The organism is Petrotoga sp. 9PW.55.5.1, assembly GCF_003265365.1.
Taxonomy (GTDB): domain Bacteria; phylum Thermotogota; class Thermotogae; order Petrotogales; family Petrotogaceae; genus Petrotoga.
This window is the reverse complement of sequence record NZ_AUPM01000003.1, coordinates 48,680-65,359: the sequence shown is the minus strand read 5'-3', so window position 1 is coordinate 65,359 and position 16,680 is coordinate 48,680. Positions and strand designations below refer to the sequence as shown.

The 16,680-nt window shown below is 29.3% G+C and carries 15 protein-coding genes and 1 tRNA gene; 12 read left to right on the top strand and 4 right to left on the bottom strand.

The annotated features are described in order from the left end of the window. Positions 1-14: 14 nt before the first annotated feature. The 12 genes from PW5551_RS00790 (at position 15) to PW5551_RS00735 (ending at position 13,596) form a co-directional block, all read left to right on the top strand. Entirely contained in the window at positions 15-848 is an 834-nt protein-coding gene (locus PW5551_RS00790; protein ID WP_113073568.1) for a 2-oxoacid:ferredoxin oxidoreductase subunit beta, read from the top strand. Further along, positions 845-1,456, top strand: a complete 612-nt coding sequence (locus tag PW5551_RS00785; RefSeq protein WP_113073566.1) for a 2-oxoacid:acceptor oxidoreductase family protein — start codon at positions 845-847, stop codon at positions 1,454-1,456. The genes PW5551_RS00790 and PW5551_RS00785 overlap by 4 nt, the downstream gene beginning before the upstream one ends. Next, the gene (locus PW5551_RS00780; RefSeq protein WP_113073564.1) at positions 1,449-1,895 is read left to right on the top strand and encodes a diacylglycerol kinase family protein; all 447 of its coding nucleotides are present in this window, start codon (positions 1,449-1,451) and stop codon (positions 1,893-1,895) included. The genes PW5551_RS00785 and PW5551_RS00780 overlap by 8 nt, the downstream gene beginning before the upstream one ends. A 67-nt stretch (positions 1,896-1,962) precedes the next feature. Further along, positions 1,963-2,994 (top strand): chemotaxis response regulator protein-glutamate methylesterase, encoded by a 1,032-nt coding sequence (locus PW5551_RS00775; protein ID WP_370445886.1) that lies wholly within the window; start codon positions 1,963-1,965, stop codon positions 2,992-2,994. Positions 2,995-3,020: 26 nt separating this feature from the next. Beyond that, positions 3,021-4,361 carry an N-acetylmuramoyl-L-alanine amidase gene (locus tag PW5551_RS00770; protein WP_113073559.1) on the top strand — a complete coding sequence of 447 codons (1,341 nt, stop codon included), beginning with the start codon at positions 3,021-3,023 and terminating at the stop codon, positions 4,359-4,361. A 24-nt stretch (positions 4,362-4,385) separates the two neighbouring features. Further along, positions 4,386-7,007, top strand: a complete 2,622-nt coding sequence (locus PW5551_RS00765) for an O-antigen ligase (RefSeq protein WP_113073557.1) — start codon at positions 4,386-4,388, stop codon at positions 7,005-7,007. Further along, positions 7,007-7,255, top strand: a complete 249-nt coding sequence (locus PW5551_RS00760; protein WP_113073554.1) for a hypothetical protein — start codon at positions 7,007-7,009, stop codon at positions 7,253-7,255. Before PW5551_RS00765 ends, PW5551_RS00760 begins: the two co-directional genes overlap by 1 nt. A 15-nt stretch (positions 7,256-7,270) precedes the next feature. Next, positions 7,271-9,616, top strand: a complete 2,346-nt coding sequence (gene recG, locus PW5551_RS00755) for an ATP-dependent DNA helicase RecG (protein WP_113073552.1) — start codon at positions 7,271-7,273, stop codon at positions 9,614-9,616. A gap of 18 nt (positions 9,617-9,634) precedes the next feature. Beyond that, positions 9,635-10,525, top strand: coding sequence for a prolipoprotein diacylglyceryl transferase (gene lgt, locus PW5551_RS00750; RefSeq protein WP_370445885.1), 891 nt, complete (start codon positions 9,635-9,637; stop codon positions 10,523-10,525). Positions 10,526-10,532: 7 nt separating this feature from the next. Continuing rightward, complete coding sequence (locus tag PW5551_RS00745) at positions 10,533-11,492, top strand: calcium/sodium antiporter (RefSeq protein WP_113073550.1); 960 nt, start codon at positions 10,533-10,535, stop codon at positions 11,490-11,492. Positions 11,493-11,521: 29 nt separating this feature from the next. Continuing rightward, positions 11,522-12,382, top strand: a complete 861-nt coding sequence (locus PW5551_RS00740; protein WP_113073548.1) for a hypothetical protein — start codon at positions 11,522-11,524, stop codon at positions 12,380-12,382. Then, on the top strand, positions 12,379-13,596 hold the full coding sequence (locus PW5551_RS00735; protein ID WP_113073546.1) for an alkaline phosphatase: 1,218 nt from the start codon (positions 12,379-12,381) through the stop codon (positions 13,594-13,596). The genes PW5551_RS00740 and PW5551_RS00735 overlap by 4 nt, the downstream gene beginning before the upstream one ends. 173 nt (positions 13,597-13,769) lie before the next feature. Here PW5551_RS00735 and rsmD read toward each other — a convergent pair whose 3' ends face one another. The 4 genes from rsmD to PW5551_RS00715 all read right to left on the bottom strand — a co-directional run bounded on the left by rsmD (position 13,770) and on the right by PW5551_RS00715 (position 16,665). Then, positions 13,770-14,318 carry a 16S rRNA (guanine(966)-N(2))-methyltransferase RsmD gene (rsmD, locus tag PW5551_RS00730; protein ID WP_113073544.1) on the bottom strand — a complete coding sequence of 183 codons (549 nt, stop codon included), beginning with the start codon at positions 14,316-14,318 and terminating at the stop codon, positions 13,770-13,772. A gap of 59 nt (positions 14,319-14,377) precedes the next feature. Further along, positions 14,378-14,453: transfer RNA gene (locus PW5551_RS00725), tRNA-Gly, on the bottom strand. Between the two features lie 53 nt (positions 14,454-14,506). Continuing rightward, positions 14,507-15,601, bottom strand: coding sequence for a tetratricopeptide repeat protein (locus tag PW5551_RS00720; RefSeq protein ID WP_158526095.1), 1,095 nt, complete (start codon positions 15,599-15,601; stop codon positions 14,507-14,509). After that, entirely contained in the window at positions 15,598-16,665 is a 1,068-nt protein-coding gene (locus PW5551_RS00715; RefSeq protein WP_113073540.1) for a hypothetical protein, read from the bottom strand. The genes PW5551_RS00720 and PW5551_RS00715 overlap by 4 nt, the downstream gene beginning before the upstream one ends. Positions 16,666-16,680 lie beyond the last annotated feature (15 nt).

Below are 16,680 nucleotides of genomic sequence, written 5' to 3'. Positions count from 1 at the left end.
AAAGGCGGGTTAGTATGTCTATAAATAAGTATTTTCAGTATCTTAGAAAAGATAGAATGACTCATGTTTGGTGCCCGGGCTGTGGAAATGGTATCATTATGAAAAGTTTTCTAGAAGCAGTTAGTAATCTAAACATGGATAAAAATAAGGTGGCTGTTGTATCTGGTATTGGATGTTCTTCAAGAGTTACAGGATATCTGGATTTCAACACCATGCACACTTTACATGGTAGAGCTATTGCTTTTGCCACAGGAGTAAAACTAGCAAAACCTGAATTTCAAGTAGTTGTAATGGGTGGAGATGGCGATATATTAGCAATTGGAGGGAATCATTTTATTCATGCATGTCGAAGAAACATGGATTTAACTGTTGTAATCTTCAATAATTCTATCTATGGCATGACGGGAGGTCAATATTCTCCAGAAACTCCTTCAAAAACCTATGCAACTACATCACCATATGGAAATTTAGAAGATACGTTTGACCCAGTACAATTAGCAATTTCCGCTGGAGCAACTTACGTCGCCAGATCCACTGTTTTTCATTATATGCTTACAGTTAAATATATTGAAAATGCTATAAAGCATAAGGGTATGTCAGTAGTGGAAGTAGTAACAAATTGTCATACATATTTCGGAAGATATAATAAAATGCCTAAACCCACACAGATGTTACAATATTTCAAAGAAAATTCTGTTATGCAGAACAAAGCAAAAAAAATGGATGACAATGAATTGAAAGATAAAATAATAATTGGAGAATTCTTAAACGTAGAAAAGGAAGGTTACGCTGATAAATACGCAAAGTTGAGAAAAAGTTTAGTTTCAGAGGAGATGACTAATCAATGAGCGTGCTACTATCTACACCATATTCAGTTAGATTTAGCGGCGAAGCAGGTCAAGGAAATATATTGATGGGAATTGTTTTTGCTAAAACATTGGTAAAAGAACAATATTGGGTTATTCAATCTCAACATTACGGGGCCCAAGTTAGGGGTGGTCTTTCATACTGCGATGTCCTTTTTGACAATGAACCTATCGATTATCCAGAAGCTCAGAATTTTGATATTTTATATTTAATGCATAATGTTGCTTTGGATCATATAAGCAAATTAAAGAAAAATGGAATCCTTTTATATGACGAAAAGCTTGTTGATAATATACCACAATACGTAGAAAGAATTACAAAGAAGATTATAAAAGTACCTGCAACTAAGATAGCAATTGAGGAACTTTCTAATTTGAATGTCGCTAATATGATTGGATTAGGAGTTTTATGCTCAGTTACCCAAATAGTAAGTTTGGAAAATTTGTTAGAAATAGTAAAAGAAAACGTTGCAAAAAATTACCAAGAAGTTGACGAAAAAGCTATAAAAATAGGTTACTCTCTTTTCAAAAAACATTATCCTTTAAAACGCTCCAAAATTTACAAAAAGCTAGGAAAAGGTTATGAATAAAAAAGAAAATAGAACTTTAAAGCAAAGCTTTTCTTACGCTTTCCAAGGTCTGGCTGAGATATATAAAACTCAGCGAAATTTTAGAATACAAAGTTTAATAGGTTTAATTGTTTTAATAGCTGCTTTATTTGCCAATTTATCAGATCAAGAGTTTATAATTCTTGTATTAACTGTGATGGCTGTTTTAATTATGGAAACAGTAAATACTGTTATAGAAAAATTAATTGACTTTCTTCACCCTTTTTACAGTTCTTCGATAAAAATTATAAAAGACGTTTCCGCAGCTGCTGTTCTTATAGCTTCAATTTTTGCAGCCAGCATTGGAACTATCATCTTTGGAAGAGCCTTTTTCAATATGCCTGCAAAGTATGGTATAATTCTAGGGGTTATATTCCTCTTGTTTATAAACTTATCAGGATTTATATTTAAAAGAAAATAGGCTGAAATATGAGGAGGTAACTTTTTTGGAACTGATAAAAGTTTTAGTAGTAGATGATTCTCCTTTCATGAGAATGGTATTAAAAGATATAATAGACAAAGAACCGGATATGAAAGTTATTGCCTTGGCTAAGGATGGTAATGAAGCAGTTGAAAAAGCTATTGCTTTAAAACCTGACGTTATTACACTTGATATAGAAATGCCTAAAAAGAATGGTCTTCAAGCATTGACTGAAATAATGTCAAAATCTCCAACAAGAGTTATTATGGTTAGTAGTTTAACATCAAAAGAAGCTTCTATTACAATAGAATGTTTGGAAAAAGGTGCTTTTGATTTTATTGAAAAACCAGCTGGGAGCACTTCTTGGACTATAAGAGATGTTCAAGATGATTTGTTAAAAAAAATACGAGGCAGCATGATAGTCCCAGTTGAAAAACTTAAAAGTATTCATTTCGCTGAATTCAGAAAAACAGGAAAAAAAACCAAGGCAAACATTTTTGGAAAAAAGGTTGTTTTAATAGCTAGTTCTACAGGAGGACCTCGTTCTTTAGATGCAATAATACCTCAATTACCTGAAAATATAAACGTTCCATTAATTGTTGTTCAACATATGCCCGCAGGTTTCACAACTTCTTTAGCATTAAGACTGGATAAAATTTCAAATTTAAAAGTAAAAGAAGCGGAGGACGGAGAATTTTTACAAGAAAATACTGTTTATATTGCTCCTGGAGATTTTCATTTAGGTTTAAAACAAAATGATCATAAAGTGAATCTTTTTCTTGATAAAAGTGAAAAAGTAAATAACGTTAGGCCTTCGGCTGATTTTACCTTCGATATGGCAGCTGAAGTCTTTAGAAACAATTCTTTGGCCATTATACTCACGGGAATGGGAAGAGATGGAGCCAAAGGTGCTTTCAAAGTAAAACATTACGGTGGTAAAGTGATTTCTGAGTCTAAAGAAACATGTGTGGTTTATGGAATGCCAAAAATTGTGGCTCAAGAAGGATACGCAGATTATATTTTACCAAATTATGAAATTGCTGACAAAGTTATCGAAATATTGTCTTCATCAAATTGGAGGGGGAAAAATGAGAAGTAACTATTCTAATTTTTTCAAATTATTTTTTGACATTTTTTTTCATTTTCATTTCTTTAACAACCTTTTCAAAAGGTTTATATTTTCAATGGAGAGAAGTAGACCCATCTTATTATTTTGAAGAAAATGGGAATATGTATATAAATTTAAAGATAATTTCTGAAAAAAGTGGAAGATCTTTGGATGTATATAACGAAACATTAATATATGTGAAAAGCAATAAATGGAGTTTGTTTATCTTCCCCGAAAATAGTTTAGCAATAATAAATAGTTCTGAATCAGTTCATTTTAATCCAAATGATTTAAAAATAATCGATAAAGAAGCTTACTTAACACCAGAACTAATTGCTAAACTCCTGAACCTTGAGTTAATTTCCAATAATAATAATGTTTATTTAAATTTGCCCCTCGCCAAAATTACCTCAATAAGAACCATTATCCAAAAAACAAATGCCCGAATCATGGTAGAACTTTCGTCCTCTATGGAAGATGTTGGGATCTATCCTCTAGTTAATAAATCAGGTTACCTAATTAAAATAAAAGGTGCTGAGATCCCTGATTCTTATTATTATGAAGAGTATAATAACAAAATTAATTATATAAAAGCTTATCATTATTCACCTACTGAGGTGTGGATACAAATAAAATTAAATAACTCTGCAGATATAAATGAAATTATCGAAGAAAATCGGATAATTTTGGATCTTTCTTTTGAAAATACAGTAACTTTACCTGTTTTAGTTATAGACCCTGGACATGGTGGAATAGACCCTGGAGCAGTTGGTATAAATAGTACTTTTGAAAAAGACATAACTTTAGCAGTAGCTAAAAGAACGAAACAACTGCTTGAACCATATAGTATAAATGTTTTTTTAACTAGAACAGAAGACAGATATATCGATTTACATGATAGAGCCGTTTTTTCTAATGAAAAAGGAGCGGATTTATTCATAAGTTTGCATATGAATGATTTCCCTTCTGATTCAACGGTATATGGATCAGAAGTATTTTATTTTGACTTCTCAGAAAGTGCTTATGCTAGAAGAATAGCTTACAGAGAAAATTTGGATTTTAATAAGGATAAGAACTTAATCGAAACATGGGTTAATGACAAAGAAAATAGTCTGAACGAAAGTGAAAATTTCGCAAATATTTTAGGAACTCATCTTAATGTCAATGGTATTAAATTTAGAGGGGTACATACTGCAGAATTTGCTGTTTTAGCCTATACTAGAAGTCCCGCTGTTTTATTAGAGATGGAGTTTATAAGTAATCCTAATGTTGTTAAAAAGTTTAAAGATGAGAGTTATGTTGATATGTTTGCTGAAATTATTAAAAATGCAGTTATAGAGTTTTTTGATCTAAAATAATCTAAGGCGTTAGGAGGAAAATTAGTGGAAGCAAATTCAAAAATTCCAAAAGATATATTTATTTTTCTTGCCTTATTTGCTCTAATCCCTTTTTTAATGATTCCAAACCTTGTTTACGAATATTCTACTCAAAAACATCTGGTTTTTGCTTTATTTATAGTAATAATATTATTTTATTATCTAATCAAGTATTCTCAAAAAACAATCTTTGTTAATTATACTTCGTCTCACATTTTCCTGACATTTTTTAGTATTGCTTCTTTTTTATCTTTAATATCGGTTTATATAGAAAATAAGCATTATTTCCCTTCCTCATTATCTGTTGCACTTTACATAGTATTGATAGTGACTTTTTCATATCTTGTAACAACGCGTTTTGGGAGAGATTTCAAATTTATTGAATATGGACTTTTCGTTTTCATGATAACAGGTACAATTATTGCTTTCGATGGGCTTTTAAATAAATTCCTGGGTTTTGATTTATTTTTTGGAAAATATGGAGATCCTTCTCAAAGAATCGCTTTAAGAACAACCATTGGTAATCCAAACTTCGTTTCAGATTATTTGGCACAATTGTTACCAATTTCAATTTATTTTACTTTAAGAAAAAATACCAATAATTATGTAAGAATTTATTCTCTTACAAATGTTTTCATTATGTTTTGGGTTATTTTACTAGCCCAAACGCGCTCGATATACTTAGCCACTTTTTTGGGATTGGGATTTTTCTTAATTTGTTTTGCACTTTCTCGTAAAAAAGAAAGTTTGAAGTCTTACATAAAAACCAAAGAATTTAAATTATGGTTTGTATTAGTTCTATCGGTTCTAACCTTTTTATTTGTAGTATTTAATTTTGAAACCCCTTTCAATAGAGGCGGAGAAGTATTGGCTAGCGATCGTTTTGCAGCTATGGCGTCAGTTTCATCTTGGGATGAAAGAACTTTATCTTGGTTATCTGCTGTTGAGCAATTTAAAGATGAAAATCATAGGAATCATTTAATCTTCGGAAGTGGGATAAACACTTATCCTGTATATGCGGTCCATTATTTAGCAGAAGTTCAAGCTAAGAATCCTGAGAGATTTCTTTATGCTTGGAATAACTTTAAACGAGCACATAATGACTATCTTCAAGCTTTAGGAGAAACAGGAATAATTGGTTTTTTATCGATAATATTAATGCTTTTGAGTTTAGTAATTATCTTTTTTAGAACATTAAGAAATGAAAAAGATGATAATAAAACTATTTTATTTCCCTTACTTGGATGGAGTGCTGTTGTGATGGTTGTACATGCTTTTACTGAATTTGCATTTCATATGCATCCAAACCTTATTTTAAGCGTTTTCATATTATCGAGCGCTGTATCTCAACAATTTAATCCTAAAGTGAAGCAGTTTAAAATCAATAAAGGTTATTTTATTATTATACCTTTAATAATCATAGGGATTTGGTCCTCTTTTTACAAAATAAAAGAAAGTGGTTCAGAAGCTTTTTTTGTCAAAGGTAACAGTGAATATAATGCCATGGTTTCATTGTTAAATGCTTCAGATATTCAAATACCAAACATAATAAGACAACTTGAATCTCAAAAAAACATTCTTCAAAATCAACTTTTTAATTACACACCTGGAAGTGAAAATTTTCAAAACATCAGTAGACAAATCGATCAGATACAATCTGAAATAAATAGATATGAAAATCTCAAAATAGATTATTCTAGTCAAGCAAAACAAAAGTATGATAATGCCTTTAATTATTTTGAAAAATCTCTAAATTATAACCCTAATTTCGGGAAATCCTCATTTTATATGGCACAATTACTTACATCTAATATTAGACAAAATTCTTTGAATTATGGAGACTTGGAGAAAATTTTTAATAAAAATATTAATGGATACAATTTTATGGTTGATGAGTTCGAAGGTGCGATAGATCTAATGCCATTCCCGGATAAATACTTAAGAGATACGGTAGAAACAATATATTCTGATAGCTTGAATGACGATGCAAAAGAGATCCTTCTAAAAATTCAGACACTTTACGATGGAATAAACCAATTAGAATATGCCTATATTTCTTTCAATGAAAAAAACGCCTATCGCTTAATAGGAAGAATTTATTACAACATTGTTATACTATACGAGCAACTCAAAGATTATGTTCCTTCAGACATGATTGAACAAGTCAAAAAATTACAAAATGATGCTTATCTTAACTTTCATCATTGGGAACAACAAGCTATATATATATTACCTGGTGGATGGAATAGATTTCCAGAGTGGGAAGATGTTTATCATGAATATCTTCTTTTAACAGCTAGATTAATGAACATTTATCCCTTCCAAGAAATTATAAAGAGAATAGATTATATTACTCAAAAAGAAGGACAAGCAGATTACTACATGGCTTTGAAATTTAGAGGAATACCTGATAATTCTTTAAAATTATTAAATGAGATTTATTCATTATTGCAGAACAATGAGTTAAAAAAGCAGCTTGCTGAAATCGTTGTTGAGAATTACAAGGAAGTTTATGAATACTATAAAGAAATGAAAGAAATCGGTTCACCCAAATACTTAAATTATGAATCACGTGTTGAAACCTTTTTTAGTGAATATGAATTTTTTACAAGAAGGTTACTTAATTAGTGAATAGAGTCATGATTTTTCTTTTGTTTTTTTCTTTGAGTTGGTTTTTGATAGTTTTTTCCATATATATTAAAGTAGTATATTATGGAAAAAATCTTGAAGGTAGTTTTAAAGAGTTTTATGTTGAAAACTCTTCAATAATAAAGGTTAAGCCGTTTATTAAAAATGGCGATATTAAAGAAATAAAGCTTAATGGTTATAAAATTTATAAAGAAAGTGATAAAATAATAATAGATAAAATTAAATAGGTGGGCGTTTTATAGATGATTGAAGAAATGATTGATTCTTTTGAAAATGTTATTTTACTTAAAGAAAAGGAAATAAAAACTTGGGAAGATATCTTCCCAAGTTTTTATAAAATTACCAAAACTCACGTTAAAGAAATAAAAGATAAAGAGTTATTAGAGGATATAAAAAAGATCCTAGCATATATAAAACCTTTAAAGATTTTACCAGAATCTAGAAAGCAGCAAAGATTAGATGGATTAAAGAAATCTCTCATAATACTTAAGGAAAAATATTTGATAGATGAAATAACCGAAGAACCTGAAAAAAGAATGTCTTTGTTCACAGATATAAAATATATAAAGTACGTTGGCAACAAAAGATCTTTGCTTCTCAATAAGATAGGTGTTCACAGTTTAAGGGATTTTCTTTATTTGCAACCTCGTGATTATGAAGATAGGAGAAAAGTCGTAAAGATTTTTAATGCAAAAGATAATGAAAAGGCTGTAGTAATTGGAAAAATAATTAACTCAGATGAAGTTAGAATAAATAAAGGATTAACTATATACAACTTTTCTATTGAAGATGATACCGGAGTAATGATAATAACCTTTTTCAATCAAGATTATATAAAAACATATCTCAAAAAAGGTTTGAAAGTAGCTTTTTATGGCAAAGTTGAATTATCTTATGGAATGAAACAGATGAAAAGTCCTGATTATCAAATATTATCTAGTAACGAAGATTTCAAGAAAGAAATCCTTCCAGTGTATCCATTAACAGCTGGATTATTTCAGTCAACGATGCGTAAAATTTCAAAAGTAATTGTTCAACAAACTTTTCATATGGAAGAATTTTTACCAAATGAATTTATAAACGATTTTAACCTTTTGGACATAAAAAAACGCATGAAAGGCCTACATTTCCCTTTGAGTATGTATCACAAAGAGAGAGCTTTATATTCTTTAAAATATGAAGAAACAATATTATTTGAAATAGCCATGATATATGTTAAATTGAAGATGAAGGAATTGAAAAAAGGTCAAACAAAAAATATTGTAGGTAATTTAACCAAAAAGTTTTTAGAAAGTTTAAATTTTAACTTGACAGATGCTCAAAAAAAATCTTATGAAGAAATAAAGAAAGATTTAAATTCTCCGTACCCTATGAATAGACTTTTACAAGGAGACGTAGGATCGGGTAAAACAGTCGTTTCTGAACTTGCAGCGATAGATGTTTGTGAAGCAGGTTATCAAGTAGCAATAATGGTTCCTACTTCTGTTCTGGCTAAACAGCAATTTAAGAGGATATCAAAAGATTTTGAACCTTTAGGACTGAAAGTTTCTTTATTGACAGGTGAATTAAAAGACAGCAAAAAAAACTCTGTAAAAACAGAATTAAAAACCGGTGATATAGACGTAGTTGTAGGAACACATGCCATAATACAAAATGATGTTGAATTTAAAAATTTGGGATTGGTAATTATTGATGAACAACATAGGTTTGGTGTAAATCAAAGATTAGATTTAATAAAAAAAGGCAATCATCCTGATATTTTAGTTATGACTGCAACACCTATTCCTCGTACTTTAGCTATGACCTTTTATGGAGATTTGGATGTCAGTATTATAGATGAAATGCCTAAAGGGAGGAAACCTATTAAGACTTTGCTATTGGCTGAATCTAATATAAAGAATATGTATGAATTTGTAAAGGAAGAATTGGAACAAAATAATCAGGTTTTTTTTGTTTATCCTTTAATTGAAGAATCAGAAGTTTTAGATTTAAAAAATGCCCAAGATATGTATGAGAAGTTAAAACAAGAATTTATGAATTATAGTGTTGGATTATTACATGGTAAACTCCCTGTGTCAGAAAAAAATGATATTATGGAAAAATTCATAAAAAAAGAATACAATATCCTTGTTTCTACATCCGTTGTTGAAGTAGGAATAGATGTACCAGATGCAACTGTAATGGTTATAGAACATCCGGATAGATTCGGGTTATCACAATTACATCAACTTAGAGGCAGGGTGGGAAGGAGCAAAAAACAATCTTTCTGCTTTTTGGTTGTAAATGATAATATTAGTGATGATGTAAAACAAAAATTAACTTCTTTTTCTAAGACATTAGATGGCTTTGAAGTAGCAGAAATAGACTTAAAATGGAGAGGGCCGGGAAAATTTTTTGGGGTTGAGCAGCACGGAATTCCTGAATTTAAATTTTTGAATTTAGTAGAGGATTTATCTATTATTGAAGGCACTAGAAAAAAAGTAGAGCTGTTTTTGGAAGAATCAAAAGAGCTTGAAAATTTTGACAATTTAAAAAAGGAATTAAAAATCCGTTATGGCGATTCTTTACAACTAATTAGTGTGCTGTGAATGAGAGGAGGTAATATTATAAAGGATAAAGTTTTTTTCAATATTTTAATGTTTAGTGTTATTTCTTTTTTCCTAATTTCATTAATAATTTTACCCAGGAGTTTTTCAGGAGAATGGTATTTTAGTCCTATAATGCTTCAGATAGGAAGAATTGAAATTCGTTGGTATGGGGTATTAATCGCTTTGTCAATACTATTAGCAACCTTTATAGCCGAAAAAGAAGCTAAAAAAGAAAAAATTGATGAAGACGATCTATTTACAGCAGTTTCACTTGGAATTATCTTTGGTATATTAGGAGCGAGACTTTATTACGTGATTTTCAACTTTGACTATTTTTCAGGAAATCTTTTTGCTATATTCAAAATATGGCAAGGCGGTTTAGCTATTCATGGAGCTATTTTAGCTGCATTTTTGGTAGTATTTTTATATACAAAAATTAAGAAAAACTGTTCTTTTACCTTTCTTCAAGGTTTAGACCTATTTACATTCGTTCTTCCATTAGCTCAATCTATTGGAAGATGGGGTAATTTTTTTAATCACGAAGCTTACGGCGCTCCGACTAATTTACCTTGGAAGATGTACATTGCCCCACAGGATAGAATGATTGGATACGAAAGTTATGAATACTTTCATCCAACTTTTTTTTATGAATCAGCCTGGAATTTAGTTGTTTTTTTAATATTATTTTACTTTATCAGAAATAAAAGAAAAAGTTATGGTGAAGTTACTGCATTATACTTGATTTTATATTCAATAGGTAGAATCCCAATAGAAAGTCTAAGAACGGATAGCCTTTATTTAGGAAATTTCAGAGTTGCTATTTTAATAAGTATTATATTGATTATCTTGGGTATCGGGCTTTTTTTCTATTTGAGAAAGAAAAGAAAAAATTTCGAAATTAAGGAGTGAACATTTTTTGATCAATATTCTATTAATTGCATTAGGTATTCTTCTTTTAGTTCGCGGTGCAGATAGATTAATAGAAGGAGCCCTCGGTTTATCTAAAAAGTTAGGATTATCCGAATTATTCGTTGGTCTAACGGTCGTTGCTTTTGGAACAAGTGCACCAGAATTAGTTGTAACTATTTCATCCTCTATTAAAGGCTCAAGTGTAGGTATAGGAAACGTTTTAGGATCTAATGTTGCAAATATAGGATTGATATTAGGAATTTCTTTTTTACTATCTCCTACCAAGATTCAAAAATCCACAGCCAATATAGAAATGCCTTTTTTATTGATAATTTCTGTGGTTATTTTCGCTATGGTTATGGAAGGGAATAGCGTTTTAACAAGATACGATGGCATGATATTGATTACATTCTTAATCATTTTTATGGCTTATCTTTATTATATGGCTCAAAACGATCAACAAGTAAGAAAGCAGCTTCTTGAAAGTGAAGGGCCTAAGCAAGAAAAAGAAGAACCTTGGTCTAAGATCATTCTATTTTCTGCATTGGGACTAACTATGCTTATGATAGGTGGTGAATTAACCGTTAATAACGCAGTTATATTTGCAAAAAACATAGGAATTTCAGAATCTTTGATAGGAGTTACAATAGTTGCTATTGGAACTTCATTGCCTGAATTAGTCACCGCTATAGTTGCTGCGGTTAAACATTCTGATGATATAGTTATGGGTAATATAATCGGTTCTAATACTTTTAATATAGCTGCTATTTTAGGTATATCCGCTTTAGTAAATGGTGCAAAAGCTGACAGATCTGTTGCTTTTGATACATCTTATGGACTCATACTTGCATTAGTTCTACTTGTTTGGATCTTTCTAAAAAAAGACAACAAAGTTGGGAAAGGTTTAGGTGGGGTTCTTTTATCCATGTACATACTATACATTTTGATAAGTATAAGAATCGGTTAGGATAACCAAGAAAGGAATGAATTAATTTATTGAAATTAGCTAAAAGATCTATTTATTTTATTTTTTTCCTGCTTGTACTGTTATTTTTTTTATTTTTCCCTATTGTATTTATTAATGAAACCGAAAACAATATAAAAATATATTCCAGTGGGCCTGTAAATATAAATTTCTTTGCAGAAGAAAATGACAGTTTTTATAGGAAAACTGTCTTTTTTTATACAGAGATACCGTTTAAAGAACTTTCTGTATTAAATGTACAAAACCATTCTTTTTTATTTCAAAACGGGAACAATTTAATACAAAAACAAGCAAAACCCTCAACAGGAACAGTTTTCTATAAAAATAGCAAAGAATTAAACCTTTATAACAATGTTTTTTATAATGAATTGTTTCTAGAAAAGTGGATAGATAAGTCTATAACTTTTTTAAACAATATCTCAGAAATTCAAGAAGAAATATATATACTATATCTTAACTCTGATAGATCCTTTCAAATTTTACCGAGTGTGTATATAATTAATTCTGAAAAAGATTTAGTTCACGAATTATCTCATTACTTTTTTGGCTATAAGATAACTACTTCTAACATTGATACTTGGCATGAAACTCTGGCAGAAGTTAATTCGATGCTTTATCTTCGAGAATTTTTATACGAAGAGTATTTAAAGGAAATTGAATTAAAAAAATCGGAATTTTATGCAAAACATTATGGAGAAGATGTTCTTAAATTCTTAGAATTTTTTAATTATGATACAGAGAAAATCTTTGATTTCCAGAAATATTTATTAAAACACTACACTCATTTAAATGACGAAGAATTCAAAGAGTTACTTGAGAAATTCATTTTACGAAGTCAGCACATTTCTAAGAAGGAGGAAAATATTCTATGAAAAATTTTTTTATTTTTTTTATCTTTTTATTATTTACAGTTTTTACTTATTCTTATGACTATATATTTCTTTTCATAGCCGATGGAATGGGGATCCCTCATATGCAATTAGCAAATTTATATAAACAATATTCTTATCAAGAAGAGCTAAATATGTTTAAAATCCCTTATTTTTCTTTAGTTGACACTTCTTCATTAAATGGAGTTACTGATTCAGCTGCAGCTATAACAGCAATATTGTCAAAAGAGAAAACGTATAACGACAGAATAAATATAGACAGAAATGGGAAAAAATTATTCCCCATTACTTATGATCTAAAAAGTCTAGGATATCAAATTGGAGTTATTACTACTAATACTATTATTGATGCCACTCCTGCAGGCGCTTATGCTTCTACAGTGAACCGAAGAAATTACGATAATATCAAACAAGATCTACTAAATAGCGGGTTTGACCTTTTCATTGGAGGTGGTAAACCATATTTTGACAAAAATATTGCCTCTCAATTTGGGTATACTTACTCAGAAGAGCTAAAAGATCAAGTCACAAAAAACAAGGAAATTGTGATGCTCTATTATGGGAATTTCCCTTTCTTAACTGATGATTTTAACAGAATTTCTTTAAAAGATACTTTAGAATATGCCCTGAAAAAATTTGAAGATGAACCTTTTTTTATTATTATCGAAGGTGGTAGAATTGATCACGCTTCCCATGCTCATGATACTATCTCAATGATTTATGAAATATGGGATTTCGATGATGCAACCAAAGTTGCATTAGATTTTTTAAATCAGCAACCTGAAGATACTTTAATAATAGTCACTGCTGATCATTCTACAGGTGGCTTGAGCTTAGGAGATGGCTTTATCTCAACAAGTAAAATCCCCAATAATGACTTTTCTTATGAGAAACTGATCAACATTTTTAACCGTTACGATAATTATGAAGAATTTAAAAAGGCATTAAACCTAAAAATTGATTTAGAAGCTCCTTTTTATAATACCAAGAATTCAGAAGATAGCGTTACTTACCAATCCGAATTAATCAAAGCTTTCTACGATATTCAAAACCAGGCTAGTGGATTAAATTGGGGAACATTTGGCCATACACTCGATTATGCGCCTTTTTTTTCTAATATTCCAACAGAAAGCTGGTTATTATTAAACAGCGAGATTTTTTCGATTTTTGAGATTTCTTCTTCTAAATTCGAATAAATGCCTATATTTATGTTTAATTGAAAATAATTGCCAATGAATCAGTTTTGAGAAAAAAATTTCATAGTGTATAATATCTTTACAGGACACTTTTGTAGGTTACCCTCCCTCCTGGAGTGTTCTGTCCCCGGAAGAATTCATTTCCAAATTAGGGCCCCATAAAGGCCCTTTTTTTATTTTTTTCTAAAAATAAGTATTTCTATATCTCCATATTTACGTATCTCTGGTTCTTCCATAATTTTAGAGGAATAGCCATATTGTTCATTTTTATGTTTTTCTATTATTAGAAAACCATTATCTTCAAGAATGTCTCCATTATGACTAATGAATTTTAGTATCTCTTCTACATAATTGTTATTAAATGGTGGATCAGCAAAAATATAGTCAAATTTTTCTTGAGAAATTTTTGAAATTGATTTTCTAAAATCAGAATTTATAACTTTTACATTTTTTAAAACAGATAACTTTTTAGCGTTCTTTAAAATAGAAGAAACAGATTTTGAAGAGATATCTATCAAAATGGCTTTTCTTGCTCCATTGCTAAGAGCTTCGAAACTTACTATTCCACTTCCGGCAAAAAATTCTAGAATGTTTGCATTAGAAAAATCGAACATGCTCATTAACGCCCTTCTTATTTTTGCAGGAGTATATCTGGTTCTAGAGTTGTTTACCATTTCTATACTTTGGTTTTTGAACTTTCCAGTTTCAATTTTCAAACTCATTTTTTTCTACCTCCAAAAAACAAAAAAAGAGCATATTCTGCTCCTCTCATTTTTATATATGGAGCGGATGACGGGACTCGAACCCGCGACAACCAGCTTGGGAAGCTGAAGCTCTACCAACTGAGCTACATCCGCAACTTTTAACCTCTATAACTTTATATATATTATATCAAGAATTATTTTAAAAATCAATCTTTTGGTTTAGTTTGATTAGCATAATGAAATAACTTGTGAAAAAACTTTTGAAGATTAGACTGATTAATATCTTTGGATTCTAATTCATTCATAGCATCAATAAAATCTATTGCATCTTCTTTAGATACTTGTTTTTCTTCTTTTTTTAATATAGTAGAATATTTATCTTTCATTTCAGAATCAGGATGTAGAATATCTTGCATTTCTAAGTATTCTTTTTTGTGTTCTTCACTTTTAATTTCCGAAAAAATAACTTCTTCTTTCTCATCATCAAGTTTTTCTAACATTTTTTCGATATCTTCAATGTTTAAATCAGATAATTCATTAGTAATTTCATTTTCTATCTTATTTTCTAATTCTTCTATTTCCTCGATTTCTGGAATTGGTGAAAGTTCTTCACTTTGTTTTTTTTCATTCTCTTCAATAACTTTTAAACCAATAAGCTTTTTAAGAGCTACAGAAGATTCCCAAATTAATTTAATGTTTTTGCTTTCAAATTGATCGAATAATTTATATTTACTTTCTTTGTTCAAGGTCTCAATAGACTCAGAAACAATAGCCGCAATTGGATTTTTTTCTTTATCTCTTTTTTGATTATAATGCTTGTTCATCCAGAATATTACCGAAATAATTATTAACATGGAAATTGAAAAAATAATTAACATGATTAATAAAAATACGGAAAAATTAAAATTATCACTTTCATCGTTTTCGCCTTGAGATTGTATTTCATCTATTTTTACAGATGCTCCATAATATTGTTGATCTGTTGAAGAAAAATTTATTATCTCCAAAGCCTGATCTACCAATGGATTACCTTTAAACTGATTTAAATAAATTTCTGCTGTTTTGTAATCCTTATTTTGAAAGGCGGAGAGTCCTAAATACATTTTTATTTCAGGCCTTTCACCTTCGAGTTTTGGCGAAAGTTGAATCGCTTTTTCTAAATCTTCTTGCGCTCTTTGGTACTGGCCATTTTGATAATATTTTAGCCCATTCAAATAATATTGATAAGCTAAATCATAATTATCAGCAAAAATTAATGATATTTCTAAAATCAATATAAAAAAGATCAGGATTTTTCTCACTTCAATTCTCCTTTAAAAACTTCAATGTTATTATTTTTTCCTAATACAAGCCATACCTCCCCATTAGATTTAATTAATATATCAATTAACCTGCCCTCTATTCTTTGAAAAATACCTGGAAAATTATTTTCTTCTAAATTTATATAGGTTAAATGATCTTTACCAAATATAAACAACTTATCATCAAATATTTGTGTTTTTAATCTTCCTATATCCCCATTACCAACTAATTGAAAATTATTTTCTAAACTATCCCAATAAACGAGTTTATAGTCAGAAAATAACATAAAGAATTTGTTGTCATAAGTAACAAATTCTACAAATTCTCCCAAATTCATATCAAAAATTTCTTCTAGTAAAGTTATGTTTATAACTTCAACAATTTTTTCTTCATCAAATTTAACTATTCCATCATTAAAAATTATATAAATTACATTATCTAGAACTTTTAAATCAACAAACGAGCTTCCACTAAACATAAGTAATTCATTCAGATAAATATTACCATTTTGAATATTTAAAAAACCTTTATCAGGAATGTAGTATATGATTTGATTATTAGAAATACTTGAATTTTCATTTACTTTTTCTATTCTACCATTTTGATTTAAAACATATACCCCATCTATTGTTGTCATATAATACATATTGTTTATTTCTAAACCACTTAAAATATCATTTGAAAATACTTTTTCAAGTTTGTTGTTGTATATACCTGACGGGCTTTTAAAATATATAGTCTCCTGTAAATTAACTATTTTTACGGAACCTTCTCTAAAATCACCTATTTTAACAATGTTTGTTATTATTTCATTCTCGATATAATTTCTTGGAAGCATAAATTTTTGTATTATTTGGGGCTGAATAATATTTGTATTATCTATCTCTAGTTTATTCTCTTTTTCATAAATATACTCAATAAAATTATCATCCTTAAATGGCTCGATTGAGAGATCAGGAACTGTTTCTTGTAAAAAACTTGCAATTTTGTCAAGAACATCCGAAGAATTATAGATCTCATTGAAACTTTTATTACTGTAGTAAAATTCATCAGCCCCCTCCAAAATGGCACTATCAAT